Annotated in this window: 25 protein-coding genes; 13 read left to right on the top strand and 12 right to left on the bottom strand. The window is 70.3% G+C overall.

The window, feature by feature from the left end:
- The first annotated feature begins 84 nt into the window (after window positions 1-84).
- A complete protein-coding gene (gcl, locus tag BCL76_RS02320) occupies window positions 85-1,872 on the top strand; it encodes a glyoxylate carboligase (RefSeq protein ID WP_030765347.1) in 1,788 nt (595 codons plus the stop codon).
- Between the two features lie 323 nt (window positions 1,873-2,195).
- Window positions 2,196-3,722, top strand: coding sequence for an APC family permease (locus BCL76_RS02315; protein WP_109777598.1), 1,527 nt, complete (start codon window positions 2,196-2,198; stop codon window positions 3,720-3,722).
- A 433-nt stretch (window positions 3,723-4,155) separates the two neighbouring features.
- Here the strand turns inward: BCL76_RS02315 and BCL76_RS02310 are convergent, their stop codons facing one another.
- The 3 genes from BCL76_RS02310 to BCL76_RS02300 form a co-directional block, all read right to left on the bottom strand.
- On the bottom strand, window positions 4,156-5,613 hold the full coding sequence (locus BCL76_RS02310; RefSeq protein WP_030390353.1) for a catalase: 1,458 nt from the start codon (window positions 5,611-5,613) through the stop codon (window positions 4,156-4,158).
- Window positions 5,614-5,826: 213 nt separating this feature from the next.
- Complete coding sequence (locus BCL76_RS02305; protein WP_109777596.1) at window positions 5,827-6,717, bottom strand: 2-hydroxy-3-oxopropionate reductase; 891 nt, start codon at window positions 6,715-6,717, stop codon at window positions 5,827-5,829.
- Between the two features lie 75 nt (window positions 6,718-6,792).
- Window positions 6,793-7,626 carry a TIM barrel protein gene (locus BCL76_RS02300; RefSeq protein WP_109777594.1) on the bottom strand — a complete coding sequence of 278 codons (834 nt, stop codon included), beginning with the start codon at window positions 7,624-7,626 and terminating at the stop codon, window positions 6,793-6,795.
- 125 nt (window positions 7,627-7,751) lie between these two features.
- Here BCL76_RS02300 and BCL76_RS02295 point away from each other — a divergent pair, with 125 nt between their 5' ends.
- The 7 genes from BCL76_RS02295 (at window position 7,752) to BCL76_RS02265 (ending at window position 13,778) form a co-directional block, all read left to right on the top strand.
- Window positions 7,752-8,003, top strand: coding sequence for a thiamine-binding protein (locus BCL76_RS02295; protein ID WP_078913322.1), 252 nt, complete (start codon window positions 7,752-7,754; stop codon window positions 8,001-8,003).
- Window positions 8,000-8,398 carry a helix-turn-helix domain-containing protein gene (locus BCL76_RS02290; RefSeq protein WP_109777591.1) on the top strand — a complete coding sequence of 133 codons (399 nt, stop codon included), beginning with the start codon at window positions 8,000-8,002 and terminating at the stop codon, window positions 8,396-8,398. Before BCL76_RS02295 ends, BCL76_RS02290 begins: the two co-directional genes overlap by 4 nt.
- A gap of 154 nt (window positions 8,399-8,552) precedes the next feature.
- On the top strand, window positions 8,553-9,068 hold the full coding sequence (gene uraD, locus BCL76_RS02285) for a 2-oxo-4-hydroxy-4-carboxy-5-ureidoimidazoline decarboxylase (protein WP_109777589.1): 516 nt from the start codon (window positions 8,553-8,555) through the stop codon (window positions 9,066-9,068).
- A gap of 2 nt (window positions 9,069-9,070) precedes the next feature.
- Window positions 9,071-9,463: a hydroxyisourate hydrolase gene (gene uraH / locus BCL76_RS02280; RefSeq protein WP_030765369.1), complete on the top strand. Its 393-nt coding sequence runs from the start codon at window positions 9,071-9,073 to the stop codon at window positions 9,461-9,463.
- Window position 9,464: 1 nt separating this feature from the next.
- Window positions 9,465-10,388 (top strand): factor-independent urate hydroxylase, encoded by a 924-nt coding sequence (pucL, locus tag BCL76_RS02275; protein ID WP_109777587.1) that lies wholly within the window; start codon window positions 9,465-9,467, stop codon window positions 10,386-10,388.
- A gap of 190 nt (window positions 10,389-10,578) precedes the next feature.
- Window positions 10,579-11,982, top strand: coding sequence for an 8-oxoguanine deaminase (locus BCL76_RS02270; RefSeq protein WP_109777585.1), 1,404 nt, complete (start codon window positions 10,579-10,581; stop codon window positions 11,980-11,982).
- 377 nt (window positions 11,983-12,359) lie between these two features.
- Window positions 12,360-13,778 carry a nucleobase:cation symporter-2 family protein gene (locus BCL76_RS02265; protein ID WP_375137886.1) on the top strand — a complete coding sequence of 473 codons (1,419 nt, stop codon included), beginning with the start codon at window positions 12,360-12,362 and terminating at the stop codon, window positions 13,776-13,778.
- A 114-nt stretch (window positions 13,779-13,892) separates the two neighbouring features.
- Here the strand turns inward: BCL76_RS02265 and BCL76_RS40280 are convergent, their stop codons facing one another.
- A complete protein-coding gene (locus tag BCL76_RS40280) occupies window positions 13,893-14,861 on the bottom strand; it encodes an MTH938/NDUFAF3 family protein (protein ID WP_309136788.1) in 969 nt (322 codons plus the stop codon).
- Between the two features lie 129 nt (window positions 14,862-14,990).
- On the opposite strand from BCL76_RS40280, the gene BCL76_RS02255 reads away from it, so the two are divergent.
- A complete protein-coding gene (locus BCL76_RS02255; protein WP_109777583.1) occupies window positions 14,991-15,383 on the top strand; it encodes a VOC family protein in 393 nt (130 codons plus the stop codon).
- Between the two features lie 17 nt (window positions 15,384-15,400).
- Here BCL76_RS02255 and BCL76_RS02250 read toward each other — a convergent pair whose 3' ends face one another.
- The 5 genes from BCL76_RS02250 to BCL76_RS38415 all read right to left on the bottom strand — a co-directional run bounded on the left by BCL76_RS02250 (window position 15,401) and on the right by BCL76_RS38415 (window position 20,142).
- A complete protein-coding gene (locus tag BCL76_RS02250; protein WP_109778301.1) occupies window positions 15,401-15,853 on the bottom strand; it encodes an SRPBCC family protein in 453 nt (150 codons plus the stop codon).
- A gap of 189 nt (window positions 15,854-16,042) precedes the next feature.
- Window positions 16,043-17,164 carry a GDSL-type esterase/lipase family protein gene (locus tag BCL76_RS02245; RefSeq protein ID WP_375137885.1) on the bottom strand — a complete coding sequence of 374 codons (1,122 nt, stop codon included), beginning with the start codon at window positions 17,162-17,164 and terminating at the stop codon, window positions 16,043-16,045.
- A gap of 346 nt (window positions 17,165-17,510) precedes the next feature.
- Window positions 17,511-19,130: a malate synthase A gene (gene aceB / locus BCL76_RS02240; RefSeq protein WP_109777578.1), complete on the bottom strand. Its 1,620-nt coding sequence runs from the start codon at window positions 19,128-19,130 to the stop codon at window positions 17,511-17,513.
- Between the two features lie 251 nt (window positions 19,131-19,381).
- Window positions 19,382-19,993 (bottom strand): nucleotidyltransferase family protein, encoded by a 612-nt coding sequence (locus BCL76_RS02235; RefSeq protein ID WP_109777576.1) that lies wholly within the window; start codon window positions 19,991-19,993, stop codon window positions 19,382-19,384.
- A complete protein-coding gene (locus BCL76_RS38415) occupies window positions 19,960-20,142 on the bottom strand; it encodes a hypothetical protein (RefSeq protein WP_146228297.1) in 183 nt (60 codons plus the stop codon). Before BCL76_RS38415 ends, BCL76_RS02235 begins: the two co-directional genes overlap by 34 nt.
- An 88-nt stretch (window positions 20,143-20,230) precedes the next feature.
- On the opposite strand from BCL76_RS38415, the gene yczR reads away from it, so the two are divergent.
- Window positions 20,231-21,718, top strand: coding sequence for a MocR-like transcription factor YczR (yczR, locus tag BCL76_RS02230; protein ID WP_109777573.1), 1,488 nt, complete (start codon window positions 20,231-20,233; stop codon window positions 21,716-21,718).
- 21 nt (window positions 21,719-21,739) lie between these two features.
- Here the strand turns inward: yczR and BCL76_RS02225 are convergent, their stop codons facing one another.
- Together BCL76_RS02225 and BCL76_RS02220 are read right to left on the bottom strand one after the other, a co-directional pair.
- Window positions 21,740-22,375, bottom strand: a complete 636-nt coding sequence (locus tag BCL76_RS02225) for a response regulator (RefSeq protein WP_109777571.1) — start codon at window positions 22,373-22,375, stop codon at window positions 21,740-21,742.
- Window positions 22,372-23,622: a sensor histidine kinase gene (locus tag BCL76_RS02220; RefSeq protein ID WP_109777568.1), complete on the bottom strand. Its 1,251-nt coding sequence runs from the start codon at window positions 23,620-23,622 to the stop codon at window positions 22,372-22,374. Before BCL76_RS02220 ends, BCL76_RS02225 begins: the two co-directional genes overlap by 4 nt.
- A 134-nt stretch (window positions 23,623-23,756) precedes the next feature.
- On the opposite strand from BCL76_RS02220, the gene BCL76_RS02215 reads away from it, so the two are divergent.
- Window positions 23,757-24,845 (top strand): ABC transporter permease, encoded by a 1,089-nt coding sequence (locus BCL76_RS02215; protein ID WP_109778300.1) that lies wholly within the window; start codon window positions 23,757-23,759, stop codon window positions 24,843-24,845.
- Window positions 24,842-25,564 carry an ABC transporter ATP-binding protein gene (locus tag BCL76_RS02210; protein WP_109777566.1) on the top strand — a complete coding sequence of 241 codons (723 nt, stop codon included), beginning with the start codon at window positions 24,842-24,844 and terminating at the stop codon, window positions 25,562-25,564. Before BCL76_RS02215 ends, BCL76_RS02210 begins: the two co-directional genes overlap by 4 nt.
- Before the next feature lie 86 nt (window positions 25,565-25,650).
- Here the strand turns inward: BCL76_RS02210 and BCL76_RS02205 are convergent, their stop codons facing one another.
- A complete protein-coding gene (locus BCL76_RS02205; RefSeq protein ID WP_109777564.1) occupies window positions 25,651-26,454 on the bottom strand; it encodes an IclR family transcriptional regulator in 804 nt (267 codons plus the stop codon).
- Window positions 26,455-26,506: the final 52 nt, after the last annotated feature.

Genomic DNA, 26,506 nt, shown 5'->3' with positions numbered 1-26,506 from the left:
GTCGCCGCTTAGCTTGTTCCGTATAGCAGAACAAAACTTCCGGATTACGGAAAAGCCTGACCGCCAGACCCGCAGGAGAACTCGATGCCTCGTATGACAGCCGCCGCCGCTGCAGTGGAGATCCTCAAGCTCGAGGGTGTCGAACAAGCGTTCGGCGTCCCCGGTGCTGCGATCAACCCGTTCTACCGCGAGCTCAAGAACGTGGGCGGCATCGCGCACACCCTCGCCCGCCACGTCGAGGGCGCTTCGCACATGGCCGAGGGCTACACGCGTGCCAAGGCGGGCAACATCGGTGTCTGCATCGGTACTTCGGGCCCGGCCGGCACCGACATGATCACCGGCCTGTACTCGGCGATCGCGGACTCGATCCCGATCCTCTGCATCACCGGTCAGGCCCCGGTCTCGAAGCTCCACAAGGAGGACTTCCAGGCCGTCGACATCGCCTCGATCGCCAAGCCGGTCACCAAGAAGGCCACGACCGTCCTGGAGGCCGCGCAGGTCCCGGGTGTGTTCCAGGAGGCCTTCCACCTGATGCGCTCCGGCCGTCCGGGCCCGGTCCTGATCGACCTCCCGATCGACGTCCAGCTGACCGAGATCGAGTTCGACCCGGAGACCTACTCTCCGCTGCCGGTCTACAAGCCGCAGGCCACCCGCGCCCAGGCCGCGAAGGCCCTGCAGTTCCTGCTGGAGTCCGAGCGTCCGCTGATCGTCGCCGGTGGCGGCATCATCAACGCCGACGCCTCCGACCTGCTGGTCGAGTTCGCCGAGCTGGTGGGCGTCCCCGTCATCTCCACCCTGATGGGCTGGGGCACCATCCCGGACGACCACGAGCTGGCCGCCGGCATGGTCGGTGTGCAGACCGCGCACCGCTACGGCAACGCGACGTTCCTGGAGTCGGACTTCGTCCTCGGCATCGGCAACCGCTGGGCCAACCGTCACACCGGTTACAACCTGGACGCCTACACCAAGGGCCGCAAGTTCGTCCACGTCGACATCGAGCCCACCCAGCTCGGCAAGATCTTCGCCCCGGACTTCGGCATCGCCTCCGACGCCAAGGCCGCGCTGGAGCTCTTCATCGAGATCGCCAAGGAGCTCAAGGCCGAGGGCAAGCTGCCGGACTTCTCCGCCTGGACCGCCTCGGCCCAGGACCGCAAGGCGACCCTGCAGCGCCGTACGCACTTCGACAACATCCCCCTGAAGCCGCAGCGCGTCTACGAGGAGATGAACAAGGCGTTCGGTCCCGAGACCCGCTACGTCACCACCATCGGCCTCTCCCAGATCGCGGCGGCGCAGTTCCTGCACGTCTACCGCCCGCGCAACTGGATCAACTGCGGCCAGGCCGGCCCCCTCGGCTGGACCATCCCGGCCGCCATCGGTGCCGCCACCGCGGAGCCGGAGACCCCGATCGTCGCGCTGTCCGGCGACTACGACTTCCAGTTCATGATCGAGGAGCTGGCGGTCGCCGCCCAGCACAAGGTCCCCTACGTCCACGTCCTCGTGAACAACGCCTACCTGGGCCTGATCCGTCAGGCGCAGGGTGGCCTGGGCATCAACTTCGAGGTCAACCTCGAGTTCGAGAACATCAACACCCCCGAGCTGGGTGTCTACGGTGTCGACCACGTCAAGGTCGCCGAGGGCCTGGGCGTCAAGGCCATCCGCGTCACCGACCCGGACAAGCTGGGCGAGGCCTTCGAGGAGGCCAAGAAGCTGGCCCAGGAGTTCCAGGTCCCGGTCGTCGTCGAGGCCATCCTGGAGCGCATCACCAACATCGCGATGAGCAAGACGGTCGACATGAGCGACGTCACCGAGTTCGAAGAGCTCGCGACGGAGCCGGGCCACGCCCCGACCGCGATCAAGGCCCTGCAGGTCTGATCGACAGCGGCAGAACGACGGCCCCCGTCCCTCCTTCCGGAGGGGCGGGGGCCGTTCGCGTCGTCCCCACGCGGCGCCGAGCCCTCAGGGCACCTGCGGGAACCGGACGGGGACGGCGAGCACCCTGACGTCGGCCCGCTTCCCCGACGGGCCCGGGCCGCACCACAGGACGAGCTCCTTCATGTCCGGGGTGACGTACGGCGCGTCCGTTCGGGGCGTCGTCGCGTGCGTCGGCCGCCGCTCGCCCGGGCTGAGCGGCCCGGCGCAGCACACTGGCCGGGCCCCGCAGCCGCTGCGGGGCCGGTGGAGAGCGAGGTGGCCGGGTGACGCGGGCTTCGGCGGGCGGGCAGGGCGAGCAGGGCGGGCAGGGCGCGCAAGGCAGGCGGGGCGGCCGCGGCGACGGGGGCGCGGACGGCGCGGACGGCTCGGACGTCGAGCTCGGGGGCTACCGCCAGGAGCTGAAGCGCACGCTGGGCTCCTTCCAGGTGTTCGCGATCTCCTTCGCCTTCATCTCGGTGGCGGTCGGCGTCTTCGCGACCTACGACGAAGTGCTGCGCAGCTCCGGGCCGGTGGGCATCTGGCTCTGGCCGATCGCGGCCGTGGGGCAGACCCTGGTGGCGTTGGTGGTCGCCCAGTTCGCGGCCCGCATCCCGCTCAGCGGCTCCTCGTACCAATGGGCGTCCCGGCTGGCCGGCCCGCGGATCGGTTGGTGGTTCGGCTGGCTGACCTTCTGTTACCTCGCGATCGCCGTCGTGGCCATCGACAACGCGCTCGCGAGCCAGGCGTTCATGCCCCTGTTCGGCATCGCGGCGGACGAGGACACCGCCCGCGTGATCACCCTGGTGGTGCTGCTCGTCCAGGCCGTTCTCGCCATCGCCTCGATGCGCCTGGTCGGTTGGATCAACTCGGCGGCGGTGGGGCTCGAAGTGGTGCTCGTCGTCGTGGTGTCGATCGCCCTCGCCGTCGCCGTGGCGGTCACGGGCGGCGGCGAGGCGGGCAACCTCACCTCGCGGGGCGTGGCCGCCCACGCGCCCGACTACTTCGGCGTCGGGGGCGGGCTGATGCTGGCGATGATCATGGGGCTCGCCACCCTCGTGGGCTTCGACTCCGCGGCGAACCTCGCCGAGGAGGCCAAGGACCCCCACCGCACCGTGCCCCGCGCGATCGTGGGGTCGGTCGTCGCCGCGGGGATCCTCGGCATGGTCTTCCTGATCACGCTCACCCTCGCGATCGAGGACCTCCCGCGGATCAGCGCCGAGGGTTCGCCGGTCGCGGCGATCATGCGCGACCGCCTCGGTGCGGTCGCCGAGCAGGTGCTCCTCGTGGCGATCTCGTTCGCGTTCTTCGGCGCCGGGATCGTGGTGATGGTCGCCTGCTCGCGGCTGGTCTACGCGATGTCCCGCGACGCCCGCTTCCCCGCCTCCCGGCTGATGCGCCGCGTCGACCCCCGTACGAGCACACCGGTCCCGGCGACCTTGTTGATCTTCGCGATCGGGTGCCTGCTGATGGTCGCGCTGCCCGGCGCCGCGCTGCTGGAGCTGATCACGGCGTCCACGATCCTGCCCGCCCTCATCTACGGATCGACGGTCGTCCTCTACCTGGCGGTGCGCGGCAGGTTGACCCGCCGGAAGGGCGCTTTCGACCTCGGCGCCTTCGAACTGCCGGTCGCGGTCTGCGCGCTCGCCTGGACCCTGCTCGCGCTGTTCGTCCTCGTGACCCCGGGGGAGGCGCGGGTTCCCGTGGTGGTCGTGGTCGGACTGCTCGTCCTGGGCGGGCTGTTCTTCCTCGGTCTGCTCGTCCTCGACCGTGGGGCGCTGGAGAGCGAGCCGGGCGGTGACACCCGCTGGTAGGCCTGCCGTGCACCGGCGCGGACGGTGGACGTCGCCGACATGACAAAGCGCCGAGTCACGGGACCGTCCGTGACTCGGCGCTCTGGTTGTTGCCGCCCGACGGTGCGAGGCTGGCGCGACAGGACGTTCGCACCGCCGGGCGGGGTATGTGGGGAGGTGGGGTCCTCCGCATGCAGGGGGCTCTGTGCGTAGCCCCTGTACGAAGAGGACGGGGATTGGCTGGGACCGTGGCGGGCGGGCGACGAGAACTCCGGCGTCGTCTCCCTCAGGTCAAGAGACGGGCCTCGGAACCCATTACCACCGCACTGGCTCGCTCGCTCGCCACGGTCCTCGTCCTGCCCTCACCGTGTACCACCCCTCATCCGGGTCCACGGGTCGGGCTGAGCACCCGGGGCCTGACCTCCCGTCAGGCCCCCGGTACATCTTGGGTGGCTCAGGCGTCGCGCAGGGCGCGGACGGCCTCCTCGACGCGCTTGCCGTAGTCGGCGTCGGCGGCGTGGAAGTGAGCCAGGTTCTTCTCGATGACGTCCTCGAGGGTGACCTGAGACAGACCGCCGGCGATGTTCGCCACCAGACGCTGCTTCTCGGCCTCGGACATCAGGCGGTAGAGCTCACCGGCCTGGAAGAAGTCGTCGTCCTTGGTGTGGGCCGGGGCCTCGTGGGTGCCCGTGTAGCCGGAGACGGCCTTCGGGGCGCCCAGCGCCAGACCGGTCTCGGCCGGACCCTGGTACGAGTTGGGCTCGTAGTTCTTGTCGTGGCGCGAGCCGTTGCGCAGCGCCATGACACCGTCGCGGCCGTAGTTGTCGGCCTTCGTCGCCTTCGGGGCGTTGACCGGCAGCAGGGTGTGGTTCACACCGAGGCGGTAGCGCTGGGCGTCGGCGTACGCGAACAGGCGGCCCTGGAGCATCTTGTCCGGCGAGGCGGTGATGCCCGGGACGAAGTTGTTCGGGGAGAACGCGGACTGCTCGACCTCGGCGAAGACGTTGTCCGGGTTGCGGTCGAGGACCAGACGGCCCACGCGCTGCAGCGGGTAGTCGCTGTGCGGCCACACCTTGGTGAGGTCGAACGGGTTGAAGCGGTAGTCCGCGGCCTCGGCGGCGGGCATGATCTGCACGTACAGGGTCCACGAGGGGTTCACACCGCGCTCGATGGCCTGCAGCAGGTCGGTCTGGTGCGAGTTCGCGTCCTTGCCGACGAGCTCGGCGGCCTGCTCGCCCGAGAGGCTGCGGATGCCCTGGTTCGTCTTGAAGTGGTACTTGACGAAGAAGGCCTCGCCCTGCTCGTTGGTCCACTGGTACGTGTGGGAGCCGTAGCCGTTCATGTGACGGTACGACGCCGGGATACCGCGGTCACCCATGAGCCAGGTGATCTGGTGCGTCGCCTCGGGGGCGTGCGCCCAGAAGTCCCAGACGTTGTCCGGCTCCTGCTTGCCCGTGAAGGGGTCGCGCTTCTGGGAGTGGATGAAGTCGGGGAACTTGATCGGGTCCTTGATGAAGAACACCGGGGTGTTGTTGCCGACGAGGTCGTAGTTACCCTCTTCGGTGTAGAACTTGAGGGCGAAGCCGCGCGGGTCGCGGACCGCGTCCGCGCCGCCGAGCGAGTCGGCGACGGTGGAGAACCGCAGGAAGGTCTCGGTCTTCTTGCCGACCGTGTTCAGGAACGCGGCGCTGGTGTACGCGGTGACGTCGTCGGTCACCTCGAAGTAGCCGTACGCGGCCGAGCCGCGGGCGTGCACCACGCGCTCCGGGATGCGCTCACGGTTGAAGCGGGCGAGCTTCTCCAGGAGCTGCTGGTCCTGGACCAGGAGCGGGCCACCGACGCCGGCGGTGGCGGAGTTCTGATTGTCGGCGACCGGGGCGCCGGACTCGGTCGTCAGCGTGCGCTTCGACATGGTGACCTTCCGTACGGGGTAACTGCTGACGGAAAGCGTCTTCCGTCATGCGGAACAGCCTAAATTCGGCACGAACTAAACGTCAACAGTTTGTTGAACGAAGTTGAAGTGTGAGTGGTGATCCGGACGGCGCCGGCACTTGGGCGCGACAGGACAGGTGTCAGCACCGGCGCCATCCGGAAACTCAGGTCCCCTACGAGAGGGGGGAGGTGCTCAGATCTGAGCGCCGGAGAGGCGCTCGACCGCACGGAGCAGGGCGGAGTGGTCCAGGCCGCCGTCACCCTGGGCGCGCAGCGAGGCGACCAGCTGGGCGACGACCGCGCCGACCGGAAGGGCCGCACCGACGTTGCGGGCGGCGTCGGTGACGATGCCCATGTCCTTGTGGTGCAGGTCGATCCGGAAACCGGGCTTGAAGTCGCGGTTCAGGAAGTTGTCCTTCTTGCGGGTCAGGACCGTGGAGCCGGCCAGACCGCCGTTGAGGACGTCCAGGGCGGCCTGGAGGTTCACGCCGGACTTCTCGAGGAAGACGACGGCCTCGGCGCACGCCTGGATGTTCACCGCGACGATGAGCTGGTTGGCGGCCTTCACCGTCTGGCCGGAGCCGTGCGGGCCGCACAGGACGATGACCTTGCCGAGGGCTTTGAGGACCGGCAGGGCCTCGTCGAAGTCGGCCTGCTCGCCACCCACCATGATCGACAGGACGGCCTCGATGGCGCCGGCCTCGCCGCCGGACACCGGGGCGTCGATGACGCGGATGCCCTTGGCGGCGGCGTTCTTCGCGAGGTCGATCGAGGTCTGCGGGGTGATCGACGACATGTCGATGATCAGCGCACCGGACTTCGCGTTCTCCAGGATGCCGTTCTCACCGTAGGAGATGGCCTCGACCTGCGGGGAGGCGGGCACCATCGTGACGATGACGTCGGCGTCGGCCACGGCCTCGGCGATCGAGCCGGCCGCGGCGCCACCGGCGGCGGCCAGGCGGTCCAGCTTGTCCTGCTCCAGGGTGAAGCCGGTGACCGAGTAGCCGGCCTTGAGGAGGTTCTCGGCCATGGGGGAGCCCATGATTCCGAGACCGATCCAGGCAATCTTGGGGAGGTTGCTCATGATGAGGGTCCTTCTCTTAATGCTTTGTACGAAAAGTGCGTGAAGTGCCTGGCTGATCGCCCGGACTTTGTCCGTCTACTTCGCGGCGCGAGCCTCGGCCGGCAGCCATGCGAAGGAGGCGGCAGCGTCGGCGGCCTTGTACTCCAGGCCTACGTAGCCCTCGTATCCGGCCTTCTTCAGCTGGTCGAGCAGCTCCTCGAGGGGCAGCTCGCCGGTGCCGGGGGCACCGCGACCCGGCTTGTCCGCGATCTGGACGTGCCCGGTCTTGGCGGCGTACTTTTCGATGACCTCGGAGAGGTCCTCATCGTTCATCGCCAGGTGGTACAGGTCGAGCAGGAACTTGGCGTTGCCGAGGCCGGTGGCCTCGTTCACCTTGTCCACGACCTCGATGCCGGCCGGTGCGCTCACCAGGGGGTAGAGCGGCGACTCGGGCTTGTTGAGGGTCTCGATCAGGAGGATCGCGCCGACGCGGTCCGCGGCCTGAGCCGCCACGACCAGGTTCTTCAGCGCGAGCTCGTCCTGGACGGACGGCTCCACGCCTTCGACGCGGTTGCCGTACAGGGCGTTCAGCGCCTTGCAGCCCACCGAGGCCGCGAAGTCCGCGGCCACGTTGATGTTGGCGTTGAAGCGCTCCGACTCCGTACCGGGTACCGAGACCGCGCCGCGGTCCGGGCCCGGCAGTTGGCCGGCGTAGAAGTTCAGTCCCACCAGCTGGGTGCCGGCGTCCTCAAGAGCCTTCTTGAGAGCGTCGAGTTCCGACTGTGCGGGGGTGGGGGTCTCGATCCAGGGCCACCACAGCTCGACCGCCGTGAAGCCCGCTGCGGCGGCAGCCGCGGGACGCTCCAGAAGCGGGAGTTCCGTGAAGAGGATCGACAGGTTCACATCGAAGCGCTGGTCCGTGTATCCCATGAGGGGTGTGCGCTCCTTCCGTATTGCGGAAGTTATTTTCTGTCTGATGGAAGATTGCATGGGGTTCCGCGTGGATGTCAAGTGCGGACTGCCGGAAAATCGTGACCGCGGGGTAGCTTGACGGCGTGCGATTGAGAGTGGAGTTCACGACCGAGCCCTTCGATCTGGAAGAGGCTCCTGCCCATGCCGTGGCGGCCCGCGAGGTCATCCAGAAGGCCCAGCTGGACGCGGTGGACGTCGGCCCGTTCGGAAACACCGCCGAGGGCGAGGCCGACCGGGTGCTGGCCGCGGTAGGGGCGCTGCTGCGCGACTCCCTGGAGGCCGGCGCCACGCGTGTCTCGCTCCAGGTCAATGTGATCGGGGAGGAGATGTCATGACCGAGCCCCGCGACCACCCCTTCGTCACCGCGGTCAAGCCGCTGGTGGACGCCATGGGCGGCGAGCTGATGGATCCGGCCCTGGCGCAGCCCGACGACGTCGTCCTCGCCTGGGAGGGTCAGGACCTGCTGGCCGTGCGCCTGCCGCAGCTCTCGGACTCGCTGGACCACATCCTTGCGGCCCTGGAGCGTCGGTACGGCGTACCGTTGGCCCAGCTCGACCGGAAGTCCAAGCAGGATGTCGTGCGGATACTGGAGGCGCGGGGCGCCTTCTCCGTACGACACGGCGTGGAAACGGTCGCGGGCGCCCTGGGTGTCAGCCGCTTCACCGTCTACAACTACCTGAACCGGGATTCGAACGCTCCGAAGGGCGCCCGTAAAAGCACCCAGGAGTGAACGAAGGCTGACCCACCGTGACGAGCCGCCGCCCAATTCACCCGGGCGGCGGCTTTTGTGTACGGGAAGTTTCAACAAAGTGTTGACGCCGTGTTGTCGAGGGCGTTAGCTATGCGCAGCCCGTCAAAGCAACAACAGGCCACGGAGGCCTACCGTGACTTCGAGTCCGACCCCGGGTCTCACCCGGTTCAACACCTTGGACGACAGCGCGGCCACGGCCGAGCTGCACGAGGTGTGCGCCAGTTCGGCGTGGGGGAGCAAGATGCTCGCCCAGCGCCCCTTCGCCACCGCAGATTCCCTGTTCGCCGCGAACGAAGCCGCCATGGCGGAGCTCACCGCGGACGACCTGGGCGAAGCGATGGGAGGCCACGCGCCGATCGGCCGGCCGAAGCCGGGAGACCCGACCTCCGCCCGCGAGCAGCGTGGCATGGCCGGCGCCTCGGAGGAGCTCAAGACCGAGCTCCTCGAACTGAACCTGGCCTACCAGGACAAGTTCGGCCACGTCTTCCTCATCTGTGCCACCGGTGCGACCGGTGAGTTCATGCGTGACGCGGTCAAGGTCCGGATCGACAACTCGCCGGAGCAGGAGCGGGAGATCGCCCGCGGCGAGCTCGTCAAGATCAACAAGATCCGCCTCACCCGCCTCGTCGAACTCGCAGAAGGAGCGTGACCATGAGCACCGAGACCACCGCGTCGGTGTCCACGCACATCCTGGACACCAGCATCGGCAAGCCCGCCGAGGGCGTCGCCATCTCCCTGTCGGCCCGCACGGGCCTCGACGGCGAGTGGGCGGCCCTGGGCGGCTCAGCCACCGATGCGGACGGGCGCTGCAAGGATCTGCCCGCCCTGCCGGAGGGCACCACACACGTGCGTCTCGACTTCGAGACCGAGACGTACTTCTCCAAGAAGCAAGCCGCCGAGGCACAGCAGGACGCCCCCCGCGTAAGGGACAGCGGTCCGTTCTTCCCCGAGGTCACCATCACCTTCGCGGTGAACCCGGGCGAGCACTACCACGTACCGCTGCTGCTCAACCCGTTCGGCTACTCCGTTTACCGAGGGAGCTAGCATGGCCACCATTCTGGGCCAGAACCAGTACGGCAAAGCAGAGAACCGCGTAGTCAAGATCACGCGGGACGGCGACACCCACCACATCAAGGACCTGAACGTCTCGGTCGCCCTCTCCGGCGACATGGACGACGTCCACTACTCCGGCTCGAACGCCAACTGCCTTCCGACGGACACCACCAAGAACACGGTGTACGCGTTCGCCAAGGAGTACGGCATCGAGTCCGCCGAGCAGTTCGGCATCCACCTGGCGCGTTGGTTCGTGAACAGCCAGGAGCCGATCCAGCGTGCGCGCATCCGGATCGAGGAGTACGCCTGGGACCGGATCGCCACCTCGGACGCCAACTCCAAGTTCATCGGCTCCGACGAGGTGAACCACTCCTTCGTCCGCCAGGGCATGGAGACCCGCGTCACCCAGATCACGTACGACGGCACGAACTGGGAGGTCATCTCCGGCCTCAAGGACCTCGTCGTCATGAACTCCACGAACTCCGAGTTCTGGGGTTACGTGAAGGACAAGTACACGACGCTGAAGGAGGCCTACGACCGCATCCTGGCCACCCAGGTGTCGGCTCGCTGGCGCTTCAACTGGTCGGACGACGAGCAGCGGATGCCCAACTGGGAGAAGTCCTACGCCGAGGTCCGCAAGCACATGCTGCAGGCCTTCGCGGAGACCTACTCCCTGTCGCTGCAGCAGACCCTGTACCAGATGGGTTCGCGCATCATCAACCACCGTTCGGAGATCGACGAGGTCCGCTTCTCGCTCCCGAACAAGCACCACTTCCTCGTCGACCTGGAGCCCTTCGGCCTCAAGAACGACAACGAGGTGTACTTCGCCGCGGACCGTCCCTACGGTCTGATCGAGGCGACCGTTCTCCGCGACGGGGTCGACGCCCGTATTCCCGTGGACATGACCAACCTCTGACGCGGCCCGCGCGTCCCGGGGCCCCGCAGTGGCCCCGGGACCGCGCGACACCCCACAACTTGCTGAATCGGCACCCGGACGTATCACACGGGGCGGCAGTACTGTCAGCTGTCAAGGCCCCCGGCTCCGGCACTCAAATATCCTGGGTCTTGCCGTGCCCGCACCGCCACTGAAAGCACGAGGAAGTCCCATGGCAGCATCGGCAGCCCATGACAGCGTGGTCGAGCGCATCGTCATCGAAAACTGTGCGATCGCGACGGTCGACGCCGACGACACCGAGTACGCCTCGGGCCACGTCGTCATCGCCGGCACCAGGATCGAGTCCATCGGCGCGGGCAAGGCCCCCGAGAACCTCGACAACGTCGTCCGCCGGATCGACGGCACCGGGCACCTCGTGACCCCCGGTCTGGTCAACACGCACCACCACTTCTACCAGTGGATCACGCGTGGTCTGGCCACCGACCACAACCTCTTCAACTGGCTCGTCGCGCTGTACCCGACGTGGGCGCGCATCGACGAGCAGATGACGTACACGGCCGCGCAGGGCTCCCTCGCCGCGATGGCCAAGGGTGGTGTGACCACCGCGATGGACCACCACTACGTCTTCCCCAAGGGCTCCGGCGACCTGTCCGGCTCGATCATCCGCGCCGCGTCCGAGATGGGTGTCCGCTTCACCCTCGCCCGCGGCTCGATGGACCGCAGCGTGAAGGACGGCGGCCTGCCGCCGGACCACGCCGTCGAGACCCTCGAAGGCGCGCTCGCCGACACCGAGGCGACCGTCAAGAAGTTCCACGACGCCTCCTTCGACTCGATGACCCAGGTCGCCGTCGCCCCGTGCTCCCCCTTCTCGGTCTCCACCGAGCTGCTGAGGCAGGGCGCCGAGCTGGCCCGCCGGCTGGGCGTACGCATGCACACGCACGGCTCCGAGACGGTCGAGGAGGAGCAGTTCTGCAAGGAACTGTTCGGCATGGGCCCGACCGACTACTTCGAGTCGACCGGCTGGCTCGGCGAGGACGTGTGGATGGCGCACAGCGTCCACATGAACGACTCCGACATCGCCGCGTTCGCCCGTACCAAGACCGGTGTCGCGCACTGCCCGTCCTCCAACGCCCGTCTGGCCGCCGGCATCGCCCGTGTCCCGGACATGCTCGCCGCCGGTGTCCCGGTCGGCCTCGGCGTGGACGGCACCGCCTCCAACGAGTCCGGTGAGCTGCACACCGAGCTGCGCAACGCGCTGCTGATCAACCGCCTGAACCCGGTCCACCGCGAGCGCGCCCTGAACGCGCGCCAGGCCCTGCGCCTCGGTACCTACGGCGGCGCCCAGGTCCTCGGCCGCAGCGACAACATCGGTTCGCTGGAGGTCGGCAAGTGCGCCGACCTGGTGCTGTGGAACCTGAACACCTTCCTGCACTCCTCGATCGCCGACCCGGTCACCGCACTGGTCTTCGGCGCGGCGGCCCCGGTCACCGCGTCGTTCGTGGGCGGCAAGCAGATCGTCGAGAACAACCGTCTCCTCTTCGCCGACGAGGACGCCATCGCCGTGTCCACGCGGGCAGAGGCCCAGCGCCTCGCGCGGAGCTCCGCGCAGGGCTGATCCCACGGAGTCCGGCCGGGGGGGACGGCCCCCGGCCGGCGGCCGCGGACCCGAGCGGGGTCCGTGGGCAGCCGTTCCCGGGTAGCGCCTGAGGAGATCCGAAGGCGCCCCGGGAGCGGTGACTCGCGAAATTCGACCCGCGGCGCGCGTCTCGCGCCCTTGCCGCGGCACCTCCAGCTCACGATCCGGTCCGGCACACGCCGGGGGTCCTGAGCCGCATCACAGCGCGGAACCGATGATCGGGCGACTCGTTTCCGCACCCCTTGGGACAAGCATGCGCACCACCACAACCGCATACAGGCTCGACTCGCACCGCTGTTGCACCACCTCCAAGACACCACGTCCCTGCCGGCGTGTTCAACCGAACGGAGGAAGCCGTGGCCCAGGCGCCCAGGTTTCGCAAAGACGCAGTCGCAGTACCGGGGGAACCGGGAGGACCGGTGGAACCGCAGGAGAGGCATCCGGTCGATGAGACCCTGCCTCCGCTGAAGATGTTCACGAGCGGCCTGCAGCACGTGGCCGCCATGTACGCGGGTGTCGTGGCCCCGCCCATGATCGTCGGACCGGCCGTCGGGCTCTCCGCGACGGAGACCGCGTTCCTGATGGGCGCCTCGCTCTTCACCGCAGGTCTCGCCACCCTCCTCCAGACCCTCGGGTTCTGGAAGATCGGCGCCAAACTCCCCTTCGTCAACGGCGTTTCCTTCGCCGGCGTGACCCCGATGATCGCGATCGGCAAGGGGGAGGGGGAGAACGCCCTCCCCATCATCTTCGGCGCGATCATCGTCGCGGGGATCGTCGGCTTCTTCGCCGCCCCCTACTTCGGCAAGCTCGTCCGCTTCTTCCCGCCGGTCGTGACGGGTACGGTCATCACCCTCATCGGCGTCTCGCTGCTGCCCGTCGCCTTCAACTGGTCGCAGGGCGGCAACCGCACCGCCACCGATTACGGCTCCATGCGCAACATCGGCATGGCCGCCGTCACGCTGGTGATCGTCCTGCTGATGCGCAAGTTCCTGCGCGGCTTCCTCCAGCAGATATCCATCCTGCTCGGCCTGGTCGCCGGCACCCTCATCGCCCTCCCGCTCGGCATGACCAGCTTCGACGCCGTCAAGAACGCCTCGGTGGTCGGCTTCCCGACCCCCTTCCACTTCGGCGCTCCCCAGTTCCAGGTCGCGGCCATCATCTCGATGTGCATCGTCATGCTGGTCTGCATGACCGAGTCCACCGCCGACATCCTGGCGCTGGGCAAGATCGTCGGCCGGCCGGCGGACGCGAGGACGATCGAGGGCGGTCTGCGCGCCGACACCCTCGGCAGCGCGCTCAGCCCGCTGTTCAGCGGGTTCATGTGCAGCGCCTTCGCCCAGAACATCGGCCTGGTCGCCATGACCAAGGTGCGCAGCCGCTTCGTCGTCGCAGCGGGCGGCGGGATCCTGATCCTGCTGGGCCTGTGTCCGATGGCGGCCTCCGTCATCGGCGTGGTCCCGCTGCCGGTGCTCGGCGGCGCCGGCATCGTCCTCTTCGGCTCGGTCGCGGCCAGCGGCATCCAGACCCTGGCCGGGGCGGCCATGGAGAAGGGCGAGAACGCCCTGATCGTCGCCGCCGCCGTGGGCATCGGTCTGATCCCGATCGCCGCGCCGGACTTCTACCACGCCTTCCCGAAGGACCTGCTGGTCGTCCTCGACTCCGGCATCAGCACCGGGTGCGTGGTGGCGATCGTGCTGAACCTGGCCTTCAACCACCTCGGTGCCAGAAAGGGCGCGGCCTCGGGGGCCGCGGCGGACCCGGTACCGGTGCACTGACGCCCGGCCCGCCCGGCCCGCCCGGCCCGTCCGGGCAGCACGGCGGCGCGTACGCCACCCACTGCGGGTGTGGCGTGCGCGCCGCCGTTTTCCGTGCCCGTGCCCGTGCCCCGCTCAGCAGGTCGAGTGGAAGAGTCCGCCGACCCGCTCCTCCAGGGCCAGCCGGTTGTAGATCTCCACGGCCTCGGGCGTCGGTGCGACGTGCACCTCGACCCCGGCCGCCCGGATCACCTCCAGCGTCCCCGGTGCCACCCCGAGGCGGCTCTCCATGCCCTGGCCGAGCACCACGGCTGTCACCCCGAGGTCGAGGAGTTCGCGTACCTCCTGCGGCGCGATGCCGGGATCGTGTCGCGTACCGTGCTCGGACCAGTCCCAGGGACGGCCACCGCCCGGGTAGAGCCTCATGTCCTTGCCGGGGGCCAGCCCCTCGGCCTCGATCCGACCCCACGAGAGGTGCGTGACGCGCGGGGACCGGTCGGCGGCCGGGGCGGGCGCCGGGGGAGTCCACAGCATCAGGTTGCTCATCAGCTCGGCCTGTTCGATCGCGTCGTCCAGGGCGTGGTGCGTGTGGCGGCGCCGCGACAGCAGTTCGCGCGGCATCCGGCCCTTCACGGCGGCCCGTAGCGGCACCCGCGCCTTCGTCGCGTAGAGGGTCTTCATGTCCATGCAGCCGGAGTGGCCGAAGGGGCTGTCCCCGCCGAACCGGATCAGGTACCAGTACAGGAAGGTCCAGTCGAAGGAGGCCGGGTAGCCGCACATCACCGGCTGCGCCCCCGCGGACACCTCCCGGACCCAGGCGCGGAACTCGGCCATGGCGACCGTCGGATCGGCGCCCTCCCGCACCAGGCGGTCGCGGTCCAGCCCGCTGACGGCCAGCGCCTCGGGCACGAACTCCTCGCTGATGGGCCGCAACTCCCGATAGAAGGTCAGCTGTTCGGGATCGGCGGCCGTATACGACGCGCCGTCCTGGCGGCCCGCGACCGAGGCCCCGAAACTGATCATCGAATACGGTCCGGGGATGGGGCCGTCGGCCTCGATGTCGACGGAGATGTAGAGACTGGGACGTGCGTCACGGGCTGCCATGGGCCCGAGCATGTCAGTCGATCACCCGCCGATCACGCCCTTTTCCGGGGGCCACGGAGTGCGGAATCGACGCCCGGCGGTCCCCGGGGGACGATGGGAAGCGGGGTGCCTCGGACCGAAGGAACAGTCATGTTCGAAAACAGCAGGGCATTCAGCGGATTCGCGGTCGACGACCTGGACAAGGCCAGGGAGTTCTACGGCACGACGCTCGGCCTGAACGTCTCGCGGGACGAGGAGATGGGACTGCTGCGCCTGGACCTCGCGGGCGGCACCACGGTCATGATCTACCCGAAGGAGGACTTCAGCCCCGCGACCTACACGATCTTGAACTTTCCGGTGGACGACGTCGAACGGGCCGTCGACGAGCTCACCGCCGGCGGTGTCGCGTTCGAGCGCTACGAGGGCTTCGACGCGGACGCCAAGGGCATCGTCCACGGCGATGACGGCATGCCCACCATCGCCTGGTTCAAGGACCCGGCCGGCAACATCCTGTCCGTGCTGACGGGCCCCGACACGCCCTGAACACCCACGCGCACCGGCTAGTACACCCGCGCGTCGGCGTGCTCGCGGACCGCGATCCTGGCCAGCTTCGTCAGCATCATGCCGTTGCGGATCGCGACGATGTAGTCCACCGGCAGTCCGTGCATCCGGGTGCCGGGTCCCCGCAGGGGGTGCCAGTCGAGGGTGAAGAGGGTGTTCTCGCCCCAGGCCTCCAGATGCATCGCGATGCGCGCCGCCCCGAAGGGCTCGGCCCTCGCCTCCAGTTCCAGCCGACGCTCCGGCTCGCACTTACGGACGACGCACGTGTCGTCCAGGGTGAGGGGGCCGGAGCCGACCCGGACCTTGAGCCGGGCCCCCACCTGCGGCCAGTGCGGATCCGCGGCGAGGACCGCTTGAGTTCCCGTCACCCACTCGCCGTAGCGGTGGCCGTCGGCCAACAGGCCCCAGACCTCGGACGGCGTGCTCAGGATGAGGCGGCGGTTCCGGGCCACGCCGATCACGCTCCTTCCGGATCCGGCGCGCCGCGTCGGGCCCGCGGTCCGTCGCCCGGTCCGTCACCCCAGACTCGTGCCGAAAGGCCGCTCGCGCAGTCCCACTGACCCGAACGGGCGCCCGAGCCGGCACCCGGGTGGGCTCCACCGGGCGCCGCCTCGCCCGGTGGAGCCCGCACAGGGGGCCTCCTAGGAGGCCGGGGTCAAGAACATGCCCGTCTGGTCCGCGCCCGCGGTGTTCTTGCAGCTGAAGCCGGAGCTCGCGGGCTGGGCCACGACCAGGGCGAGGCAGCGCCCCGCGGCCAGCTGGCCGAAGTAGTTCGGGTGCATGGACTCCTGGATCAGCCCCTGCGTCTCGTTGTTGTCGATCCAGCGCGCCCACTCGCTCGTCTTCGCCGAGGCCGGCACCGAGGAGGTCACCAGCTTGCTCGCCTTCGCGCACACCTCGCGGCCCTGCATCATGTCCCGCAGGTCCAGGAACTGCACGCCCTTGGCCGCCGCGACGCCCTTGATCCGGTTCGCTATCTGCGGCACGAGCGAGTCCCGCGCCCAGTCGGAGTCCCGGTTCCAGAAGGGGCAACCGCCGGTGTTGAGCCGGCTCCAGTCGCTCTGCGTGTACCGGTTCTCCGCGCCGCGCGGGATCGGCGACGGGTAGGACTGCAGCACGATCCGGTACGAGGAGTCGGCGTATCCGGCCGCGCGCATCACGGCCCGGATCTCGTCCACGGACTTGCCGACCTTGCCCATGACCGCGTCGATCTTCTGGTCGACCCCGTACTGCTGGTCGTCGTAGCAGTACGAGTTCCACAGGACGAAGTCGAGCGCGCAGTCCGTGATGATGTCGGCGAAGCCGAGGTCGTTGCCGCCGATGGACAGGGCGATGACCTTGACGTCGTGGCTCGCGGCCACCGCGGCGAGCTGGTCGGCCTGGGGGGCCTCGCCCTTGTAGGAGACGCCGCCGTTGGAGGAGCGGAAGACGTTGTCGGAGACCGCCCCGGAGCACGCGAGGTTCACGGCGACGTCTGCGATCGCCCCGGCGCTGCGCACCTCGGCGGAGTCGGAGCGGTGACAGCCGCCGGCGGTGGTCCCGTAGACCTTGGCGGGGTCGTAGGTGCTGCCGCTGACCCAGCCCCGGTCGGTGCCGTTGCGACTTCCGCTGTTGGTCAGGCTGTTGCCCTTCCAGCGCCCGGCCTCGCCGGAGATGTAGCTGTCGCCCATGGACACCACGGCGGTGGGTCCGCTCCCCGGGCTGGCGGCGGAGGTTCCTGCTCCGCCGGCCAGCAGTGCGCTGACGGCGAGCGGCACGACCATGGCGGCCACGACCGGCCGTCGCACCCGACGGCGGTCCCGGTCCTTGCTGACGTTGCGGAATCCGATCACTGCGGAACTCCTGCGTTCGGCCACGCCGAAGTCGGCGACGACTGCGTCGCGTGGTGGGGAAGTGGGGGTACCGCCGGCCGGTGGCATCGGAAAGGTGACACGGGCCCACTTGTTACCGCTAGGTACAGTGACGTTACGAACGAGTAACGACCGACCGGTCGTTCGGGAGCTGATTCCTCCTGTTGTGGAACGCAAACGGCTCCGCCCCCGCGCCGTGAGGCGACGGGGGCGGAGCCGACGGGCTTCGACCGCTGTGCGTTTCAGCCGGATCCGGTTATCAGCCGACCAGCTGGTCGTAGGCGGGGAGGGTGAGGAAGTCCGCGTAGTCCGCGTCCAGGGAGACCTGGAGGAGAAGGTCGTGGGCCTGCTTCCACTTGCCGGCCGTGAAGGCCTCCTCGCCGACCTCGGCGCGGATGGCGGCCAGTTCCTCGGTGGCGATCTTGCGGGTCAGTTCGGCCGTGGCCGTCTCACCGTTCTCGAACACGACGCCCGCGTTGATCCACTGCCAGATCTGCGAACGCGAGATCTCGGCGGTGGCCGCGTCCTCCATCAGGCCGAAGATGCCGACGGCGCCGAGGCCGCGCAGCCACGCCTCGATGTAACGGATGCCGACCTGGACCGCATTGCGCAGGCCCTCGTACGTCGGCCGCGCGTCCAGGGAGTCGATCGCGATGAGTTCGCCCGGGGCCACCGAGACGTCCTCACGCAGCCGGTCCTTCTGGTTCGGCTTCTCGCCGAGCACCGCGTCGAAGGAGGCCATCGCGATCGGGACCAGGTCGGGGTGGGCCACCCACGAGCCGTCGAAACCGTCGCCGGCCTCGCGGTCCTTGTCGGCCTTGACCTTCTCGAAGGCGACCTTGTTGACCTCGGCGTCCTTGCGGGACGGGATGAAGGCCGCCATGCCGCCGATGGCGTGCGCGCCGCGCTTGTGGCAGGTGCGGACCAGCAGTTCGGTGTACGCCCGCATGAACGGGGCGGTCATCGTCACCGCGTTGCGGTCCGGCAGGACGAACTTCTCGCCGCCGTCACGGAAGTTCTTGACGATGGAGAAGAGGTAGTCCCAACGGCCCGCGTTCAGGCCGGCCGCGTGGTCGCGCAGCTCGTAGAGGATCTCCTCCATCTCGTACGCGGCGGTGATCGTCTCGATGAGGACGGTCGCGCGGACGGTGCCCTGGGGGATGCCGACGTAGTCCTGGGCGAAGACGAAGATCTCGTTCCAGAGGCGGGCCTCCAGGTGCGACTCCGTCTTCGGCAGGTAGAAGTACGGGCCCTTGCCGAGGTCGATCAGGCGCTTCGCGTTGTGGAAGAAGTACAGGCCGAAGTCCACGAGCGAGCCGGAGGCCGGGCCGCCCTCGAACCGCAGGTGGCGCTCCTCCAGGTGCCAGCCGCGCGGCCGCATGACGACGGTGGCGAGCTGGTCGGCGGGCTTCAGCGCGTACGCCTTGCCGGTGCGGGGGTCGGTGAAGTCGATGCGGCGCTCGTAGGCGTCGATCAGGTTGAGCTGGCCGAGGACGACGTTCTCCCAGGTGGGAGCGGAGGCGTCCTCGAAGTCGGCGAGCCAGACCTTGGCGCCCGAGTTCAGGGCGTTGATGGTCATCTTGCGGTCCGTCGGACCGGTGATCTCCACACGACGGTCGTTCAGCGCGGCCGGGGCCGGCGCCACCTTCCAGTCGCCCTCGCGGACCTGTGCGGTGTCCGGGAGGAAGTCGAGGGTGGAGGTCCGGGCGATCTCGGCACGGCGCTCACCGCGACGGGCGAGGAGCTCGGCGCGGCGGGGGGCGAACCGCCGGTGGAGCTCGGCCACGAAGGCGAGGGCCGCTTCGGTGAGGACTTCGTCCTGCCGGGGCAGGGGCTCGGCGTCGACGATGGCCAGCGGGGACGGCGCTGGTGCGGACATAACTGTCACTCCTTCAGCGGCGGTGCCTGGCGGCCGCGGGGAATGCTCGCGCGAGACGGCACGCAGTGCCGTCGGGTGTGGAGAGTTCCGAAATACGGTCGCGGGCGCCGTCTGTGGGTTCAGGGCGCTTCTGACCAGTGGATAGTAATTTCCTCATGGTGGAAGTTCAATGGTTTGTTGATGTCGAGATTCTCTGAGTCGACACATTCCACTTGTCCGTGGCCCTCAGTGCCACTGTCGTCACGCGGTGCTCAGAGGAGTCGTGCCAGGTCGGGCGGGGTGTCGATGTCGAAGGCCTCCGCGACGTCGGAGCACTCCACCAGCATGAGCTCTTCGGCGTGGCGCGCCAGATGGACCCGCGCCCCCTTGTCGCCCGTCGCCGTCGCCGCGATGTCCGCCCAGCGGTCCGCGCCGAACAGCACGGGATGTCCACGCTCCCCGTCGTACGCCGCCGCCACCAGGCTCGTGGGGGAGCGGTACGCCGTTAGTACCCGGGACACGGCCGCCGGGCCGATGCCCGGCTGGTCCACCAGTGAGACCAGCGCCGCGCGGGCGCCCGTACCGGCCAGGGAGGTCAGGCCGACGCGCAGCGAGGAACCCATGCCCTGCGCCCAGTCCGGGTTGTCCACGAGCACGCAGCCGGTCAGGTCCGCGCGCTCGCGGACCTCGGCCGCCGACGCGCCGAGCACCACGTGCACCGGGCCGCAGCCCGCCTCGCGCAGGACCCGTACGGCGTTCTCGACCAGCGGGCGGCCCCGGTACGGCAGCAGCGCCTTGGGCCGCCCGCCGAGCCGACGGCCACCGCCGGCGGCCAGGAGCAGGCCCGCGATCACGGGCGGATCGGAGTGTGTGTGGGATGACATGCCACCGATTCTCGCTCCTGTGTGCGGGCCCGCGGCCGCCATCCCAGGGCGCGCCGTAGGGCGGCCGGCGCGGCCGCGATCCGCAGCGGACGGGCGATCCGGTTCTCGGCGGCGGACAGCAGGGCACGCTCGTCACGGTCGGTCAGCATCTCGGTATCTCCTTGCCATTCGAGGGCCAATACGGCGAGTCTGGTCCTCGATTGGCCTGGCCGTCAGAGCCAATCAGGGGAGGTTGGCATGGCAAACGGGCGAGTGGTCCAGGCAGCGGACAGAACCATCGGTAGTCGTCAGCTCGCAGCCCTGCTGCCCGCCGACGTCCTGGCCCGCCCCGGCTACCGGGCGCTCGCCGAGGCCGTCCGCACGCTGATCCTCGACGGCCGCGTCGCCCTGCACGTGCGGCTGCCCGCCGAACGCGAGCTCGCCGAGGCGGTCGGCGCGAGCCGGGCCACCGTCACCGGTGCCTACGACCTGCTGCGCGAGAGCGGCTACCTCCGCAGCCGGCGCGGCTCCGGCACCTGGACCGAGCTCCCGGACGGCCACCGCCCGGTCGGCGCCCACGCCCTCCTCGGCGCCGGCGGCTACAGCGCCGACGGCGATCCCGGCGTCGACCTCGCCATCGCCGCGATGGGCGCCCCGGAGGGCAGCCTCGCCGCCGCCTTCGCCTGGGCGGCGCCCCGGCTGCCACAGCTGGCCCGGGACCCCGGCTACCACCCCTTCGGTCTGCCCGACCTCCGCGGTGCCGTCGCCGACCGGTTCACCCGGCGCGGGCTCCCCACGCGCCCCGAGCAGATCCTGGTGACGGCCGGCGCCCAGCAGGCCTTCTCGCTGGTCGTCAGCCTGCTCTGCCGGCCCGGGGACCGGGTCGTGACCGAGAACCCGACCTACGCCAACGCCCTCGACGCCCTGCGGCACGCGCGGCTGCGCACCGGATCCGTCGCCGTCTCCGACGCGGGCTGGGACCTGGAGATAGCCGAGTCCACGCTGCGCCAGACCGTGCCCAGGCTGGCGTACGTGATCCCCGACTTCCACAACCCGACGGGCGCGCTGATGCCTCCGGAGCAGCGGCTGCGCCTGCTCGCGGCGACCCGTGCCACCGGGACCTGGCTGGTCGTCGACGAGACGATCGCCGACATCGCGTTGGACGTGCCCGCGCCCGCGCCGCTGGCCTCCCTCGCCCCGCGCGGCGGCGCGGACCATGTGATCACCATCGGCTCGCTGAGCAAGACGCACTGGGGCGGTCTGCGGGTGGGGTGGATCCGGGCCTCCGCGAAGATGATCACGGAGCTGACGGCCGTGCGGGTCTCCGCCGACATGACCGGCTCGGTACTGGACCAGCTGGTCGCGCTCCCGCTGCTGGACGACATGGACCGGGAGCTGCCCGCCCGGCTGGCACAGCTACGGAGCCGGCGCGAGGCCCTGGTGCGGGCGCTCCAGCGGTACACCCCGGAATGGTCCTGGCAGGTCCCGCCGGGCGGTCTCTCGCTCTGGGTCGACCTGGGCGAGTCGGTCAGCTCCGCCCTGTCCGAGCGGGCCGCGGCGGCGGGGGTCCACATCGGCCGCGGCGCCCGCTTCGGGGTGGACCCGGGCACCTTCGAACACCGGCTCCGGATCCCGTACACGCTGCCCGAGGACCGCCTGGACGAGGGCATCCGCCGCCTCGCGGCCGCCTTCCACGACGGCGTCCCGCTCCCGTCGGCGGTGGACCGGCCGTACTGGGTGGCGTAGGCCTGCCGGCCGGGCCGTCTCCTACGGGGTGCGGATCAGCCGGCGTACGGCGGCCGTCGCGACCGCCGAGGTGCGGGAGTCGACGCCGAGCTTGGCGTAGATGTGCACCAGGTGGGACTTGACGGTGGCCTGGCTGAGGAAGAGCTTCTTGGAGATCTGCTGGTTCGACAGGCCGTCCGCGACCAGCTGCAGCACCTCCAGCTCCCGCTTCGTCAGCGCCTCCGCCGGGGTCCGCATCCGGTCCATCAGGCGCAGCGCCACCGCCGGGGCCAGCGCGGACTGGCCCGCGGCGGCCGTCCGGACGGCCGCCGCGAGTTCCTCCGGCGGGGCGTCCTTGAGCAGGTAGCCCGAGGCGCCCGCCTCCACCGCCGCCAGGATGTCCGCGTCCGTGTCGTACGTGGTCAGCACCAGCACCCGGGGCGCGCCCGGGCGGGCGGTGATCAGGGCCGTCGCCTCGGAGCCGTGCATCGCGGGACCGGGACCGAACTGCAGGTCCATCAGGACCACGTCCACCGGTTCGCTCGCGGCCAGCTCCACCGCCCGCTCGGCGGTCGGCGCCTCGGCCACCACCGCGAAGTCCGGTTCGGTGTCGAGCACCGCGCGCAGCCCGGCCCGGACCACCGGGTGGTCGTCGGCGAGTAGGAGACGGACGGTCACAGGGCCTCCACGGCGTCAGGAAGTTCCGCGTGTTCGAGGTGTTCGAGGGGCAGCGGCAGGGTGACGGCCACGGCGGTGCCCTGGCCGGGGGCGGACTCCACGGTGAACAGCCCGCCCAGGGTCTCCGCGCGCGAGCGCATCGCGGGCAGCCCGAAGCCGCCGTCGCCGGAGCCCGCCGAGCCCGGTGACACCGACGCGGGGTCGAAGCCGTGCCCGTCGTCGACGATGTCCAAGGTCACCGAGGCGTCCATGAACGTCAGGGTGATCTCGGCGCGTCCGGCCCGCGCGTGCCGCACCACATTGGCCAGCGCCGACTGGGCGATCCGCAGCAGGGCCACCTCGTACGGGGTGGGCAGCACCCGCGGGGTGCCGCTCGGCGAGAACCGCACGCGCGGTCCCGGGACCCCCGCGCACAGCCGCTCCAGCGCGGCCGCCAGCGACCCGTGCTCCAGGTCCGGCGGGGTGAGGGCCCGTACGAAACGACGCGCCTCGGCGAGGTTCTCCTGGGCCGCCTCACGCGCCCGGGCGATGTGCTCCAGCGCCGGTGCCTGCGCCGGCAGCGCCCGCTCGGCCGCCCGCAGCAGCAGCTGGATGGAGGACAGACCCTGGGCGAGGGTGTCGTGGATCTCCCGGGCGAGGCGTTCCCGCTCGGCCAGGATCCCGGCGCCCCGCTCGGCCGCGGCCAGCTCGGCCCGGGTGGTGATCAGTTCCTCGATCAGCTCCCGGCGGCGCTCGCTCTCGCGGTACAGCGCCTGGTAGCCCAGTACGGTCGCCACCGCCACCGCCCCGCCCAGCAGCGGCCCGAGGAAGGCCCCGGGGGTCGCCGCGCCGCTGTGCGCGACGAACCCGCCGATGGCCGCGCAGGCGGTCACCGCGACCGCCGTGACCCCCCAGCGCAGCCGCAGCAGGTGCAGCTCCAGGAAGTACAGCGGGAAGGCGATCCACAGCCCGTCGGGGGAGACCACGAGCAGGCCCGCCCAGGTCGCCCCGAGCCCGGCCAGCCACAGCGCCCCGGCGCGCGGCGAGCTGTGCACGGCGGGGGCCCGTACGCCGCCCGCGTAGACCAGGGCGAGCACCGCGCAGGCGGCGATCACCCAGCCGGCCCGGGGCGCGGAGTCGGTGACGGCCCGCCCGGCGGCGAGCGCGAGCAGACCCGCGAGCAGCGCGTGCAGGCACAGCCGCAGCACCTTGGACACGGGCGTCAGGGTGCGCGCGGCGGGGGAGACGGAGGAAAGGGGAGCAGTCATGTCCCGACCAGCGTAAGTGGGGGTGGGCCGGCCCCGGTCAACCAAAAGTTCGATGTCCGGACGCACCCTTCGATACGAGGATCACTACGGTGGCGCGATGCCTTGTGTCCACGCGGAAGACCAAGGTGGGGGACATGTTCGTCGCATGGAGAGATCTACGGTTCGCCAAGGGCCGATTCGCCCTCATGGGGTCGGTCGTGCTGCTCATCACGCTGCTGGTGGGACTGCTGTCCGGGCTCACCTCCGGCCTGGCCCGGGAGAACATCTCGGCCATCACCGGTCTGCCCGCCACGCACCTGGTCTTCGCCGCGCCCACCGGGGACCAGAAGGTGTCCTTCACCAACTCCCAGGTGGCCGAGCCCGCGTGGCTGGCCTGGCGGGAACGGCCCGGGGTGAAGGCGGCCGAGCCGCTCGGCATCCGCACCACCAACGCCGCCTCGGGTGAGCGCACCGCCGCGGTCTCGGTCTTCGGGGTGGACTCCGCCGGGGGGCTCGCGCCGCGGAACGCGGGCCTCACCCAGGGCCAGGTGGTCCTGACCGAGAAGGCCGCGAAGGAGCTGGGGGGCCTGACCGCCGGGGCCAAGCTCAAGATCGGCCCGCTGGAACTGACCGTGGCGGGCGTGTCCGGGACCGCCGCCTACAGCCACACCCCGGTCGTCTGGATGGACCTGGGCGACTGGCAGCGCGTCGGCAACCCCGGCACCTCCATCGACACCCTCGCCACCGTCGTCGCCGTCTCCGCCGGCGCCGGCGTCGACCTCGCCGCCGCGGACAAGGCCGCGGCCACCAAGGCGCAGACCGTGGACGAGGCCTTGGGCGCCATCGGCTCGTACCAGGCCGAGAACGGCTCGCTGCAGCTGATGCGCGGCTTCCTCTTCGCCATCTCCGCCCTGGTCATAGGCGCCTTCTTCACGGTGTGGACGATCCAGCGCAGCGGGGACATCGCCGTCCTGAAGGCACTGGGTGCCTCCACCCCGTACCTCCTGAAGGACGCCCTCGGCCAGGCCGTCGTCATGCTCGCCATCGGTACCGGACTGGGTACCGCGCTCGCCGCCGGCTTCGGCGCGCTGATCAGCGGCGGCCCCGTGCCCTTCGTCCTCGATGCCGCCACGGTGCTCGTGCCCGCCGCGATCATGATCCTGCTCGGCGCGCTGGGCGCCGCCCTGTCCGTCCGGCGGATCACCGCCGTCGACCCGCTGACCGCCCTCGGGAGCGCCCGATGACCCTCCTCGTCCACGACGTCACGCTGACCTACCCCGACGGCGAGAGCCGGCTCACCGCCCTCGACGCGGTCGGCCTGGAGGTGCCCGCCGGCACGCTGACGGCGGTCATCGGGCCCTCCGGCTCCGGCAAGTCCAGCCTGCTCGCGGTGGCCGCCACCCTCGTGACCCCGGACTCCGGCCGGGTCGTCGTCGCGGGCCGGGACACCACGGAACTCGGCCCCGCCGAGAAGTCGGCCCTGCGCCGGGAGAAGATCGGCATCGTCTTCCAGCAGCCCAACCTGTTGGCCTCGCTGACCGCCGCCGAACAGCTCCAGGTCATGGCGCACCTCTCCGGCCGCCCCGCGCGTACGGTGCGCCGGCGGGCGCTCGAACTGCTGGACGCGGTGGGCCTGGCGGACAAGGCCGACAAGCGCCCCCACCAGCTCTCCGGCGGCCAGCGGCAGCGGATCAACATCGCCCGCGCCCTGATGAACGAGCCCGCGGTGCTGCTGGTCGACGAGCCGACCAGCGCGCTCGACCACGAGCGAGGGGCGGCCGTGCTCGACCTGCTGGTCACCCTGACCCGGGAGCGCTCCACGGCCACGGTGCTGGTCACGCACGACCACGCCCACCTGGAGCGGATGGACCGCACGGCGACGATGACGGACGGCAGCCTGACGCTCGGCCCGGCTACGACTACGGCTCCGGCTACGGCTCCGGGACCGGCCCCGGCGCGTTGAGCGGCCCGGGCGACGGTGTACGCGAAGGCCCCGGCCGCCCCTCGAAGCGAGGGGCGGCCGGGGCCTTCGCGTAGGACCGCCTGGACCTAGGCGGGGCTCTGGTTGGCCAGGGCCACCGAGAGCTCGGCGGCCACGCCCTGCAGGATCGGCACGAAGGACTCGGCCACGGCCTCCGTGACCCGGCCCGCCGGACCCGAGATGGAGATCGCGGCGGCGGTCGGCGAGTTCGGCACCGACACGGCGAGGCAGCGGACTCCTATCTCCTGCTCGTTGTCGTCGACCGCGTAGCCCGCCCTGCGGACCTGCTCCAGCGCGTCGAGGAAGCCCTCGGGCGTGGTGATGGTCTTCTCGGTCGCCGCCGGCATCCCGGTGCGGGCCAGCAGGGCCCGTACCTCCTCGGCCGGGGTGTGGGCGAGGAGCGCCTTGCCCACGCCGGTGGAGTGCGGCAGCACCCGGCGGCCGACCTCGGTGAACATGCGCATGGAGTGCTTGGAGGGCACCTGGGCGACGTAGACGATCTCGTCGCCGTCGAGGAGGGCCATGTTCGCGGTCTCCCCGGTCTCCTCGACCAGGCGGGCGAGGTAGGGGCGGGCCCAGGTACCCAGCAGGCGCGACGCGGACTCGCCGAGGCGGATCAGACGGGGGCCGAGGGAGTACCGTCGATTGGGCTGCTGGCGTACGTATCCGCACGCCACCAGCGTGCGCATCAGGCGGTGGATCGTGGGCAGAGGCAGACCGCTGGCGGCGGAGAGCTCGCTGAGGCCGACCTCACCCCCGGCATCGGCCATGCGTTCGAGCAGGTCGAAGGCGCGCTCGAGGGACTGGACGCCACCGCCGGCGGCGGGGGTCTTCGAGGAAGCGTCGGTGGTGCTGGCGCTGGACGTCGGCACGGCGCGGTCCTTTCGGTGCTGGCAGGCAAGGGAGCAGCCTACCCGGCGGTCG

Source organism: Streptomyces sp. CG 926 (genome assembly GCF_003148825.1).
Classification (GTDB): Bacteria; Actinomycetota; Actinomycetes; order Streptomycetales; family Streptomycetaceae; genus Streptomyces.
Note: the sequence above shows the minus strand (reverse complement) of the source record. Positions and strands in the feature narration are given on the sequence as shown.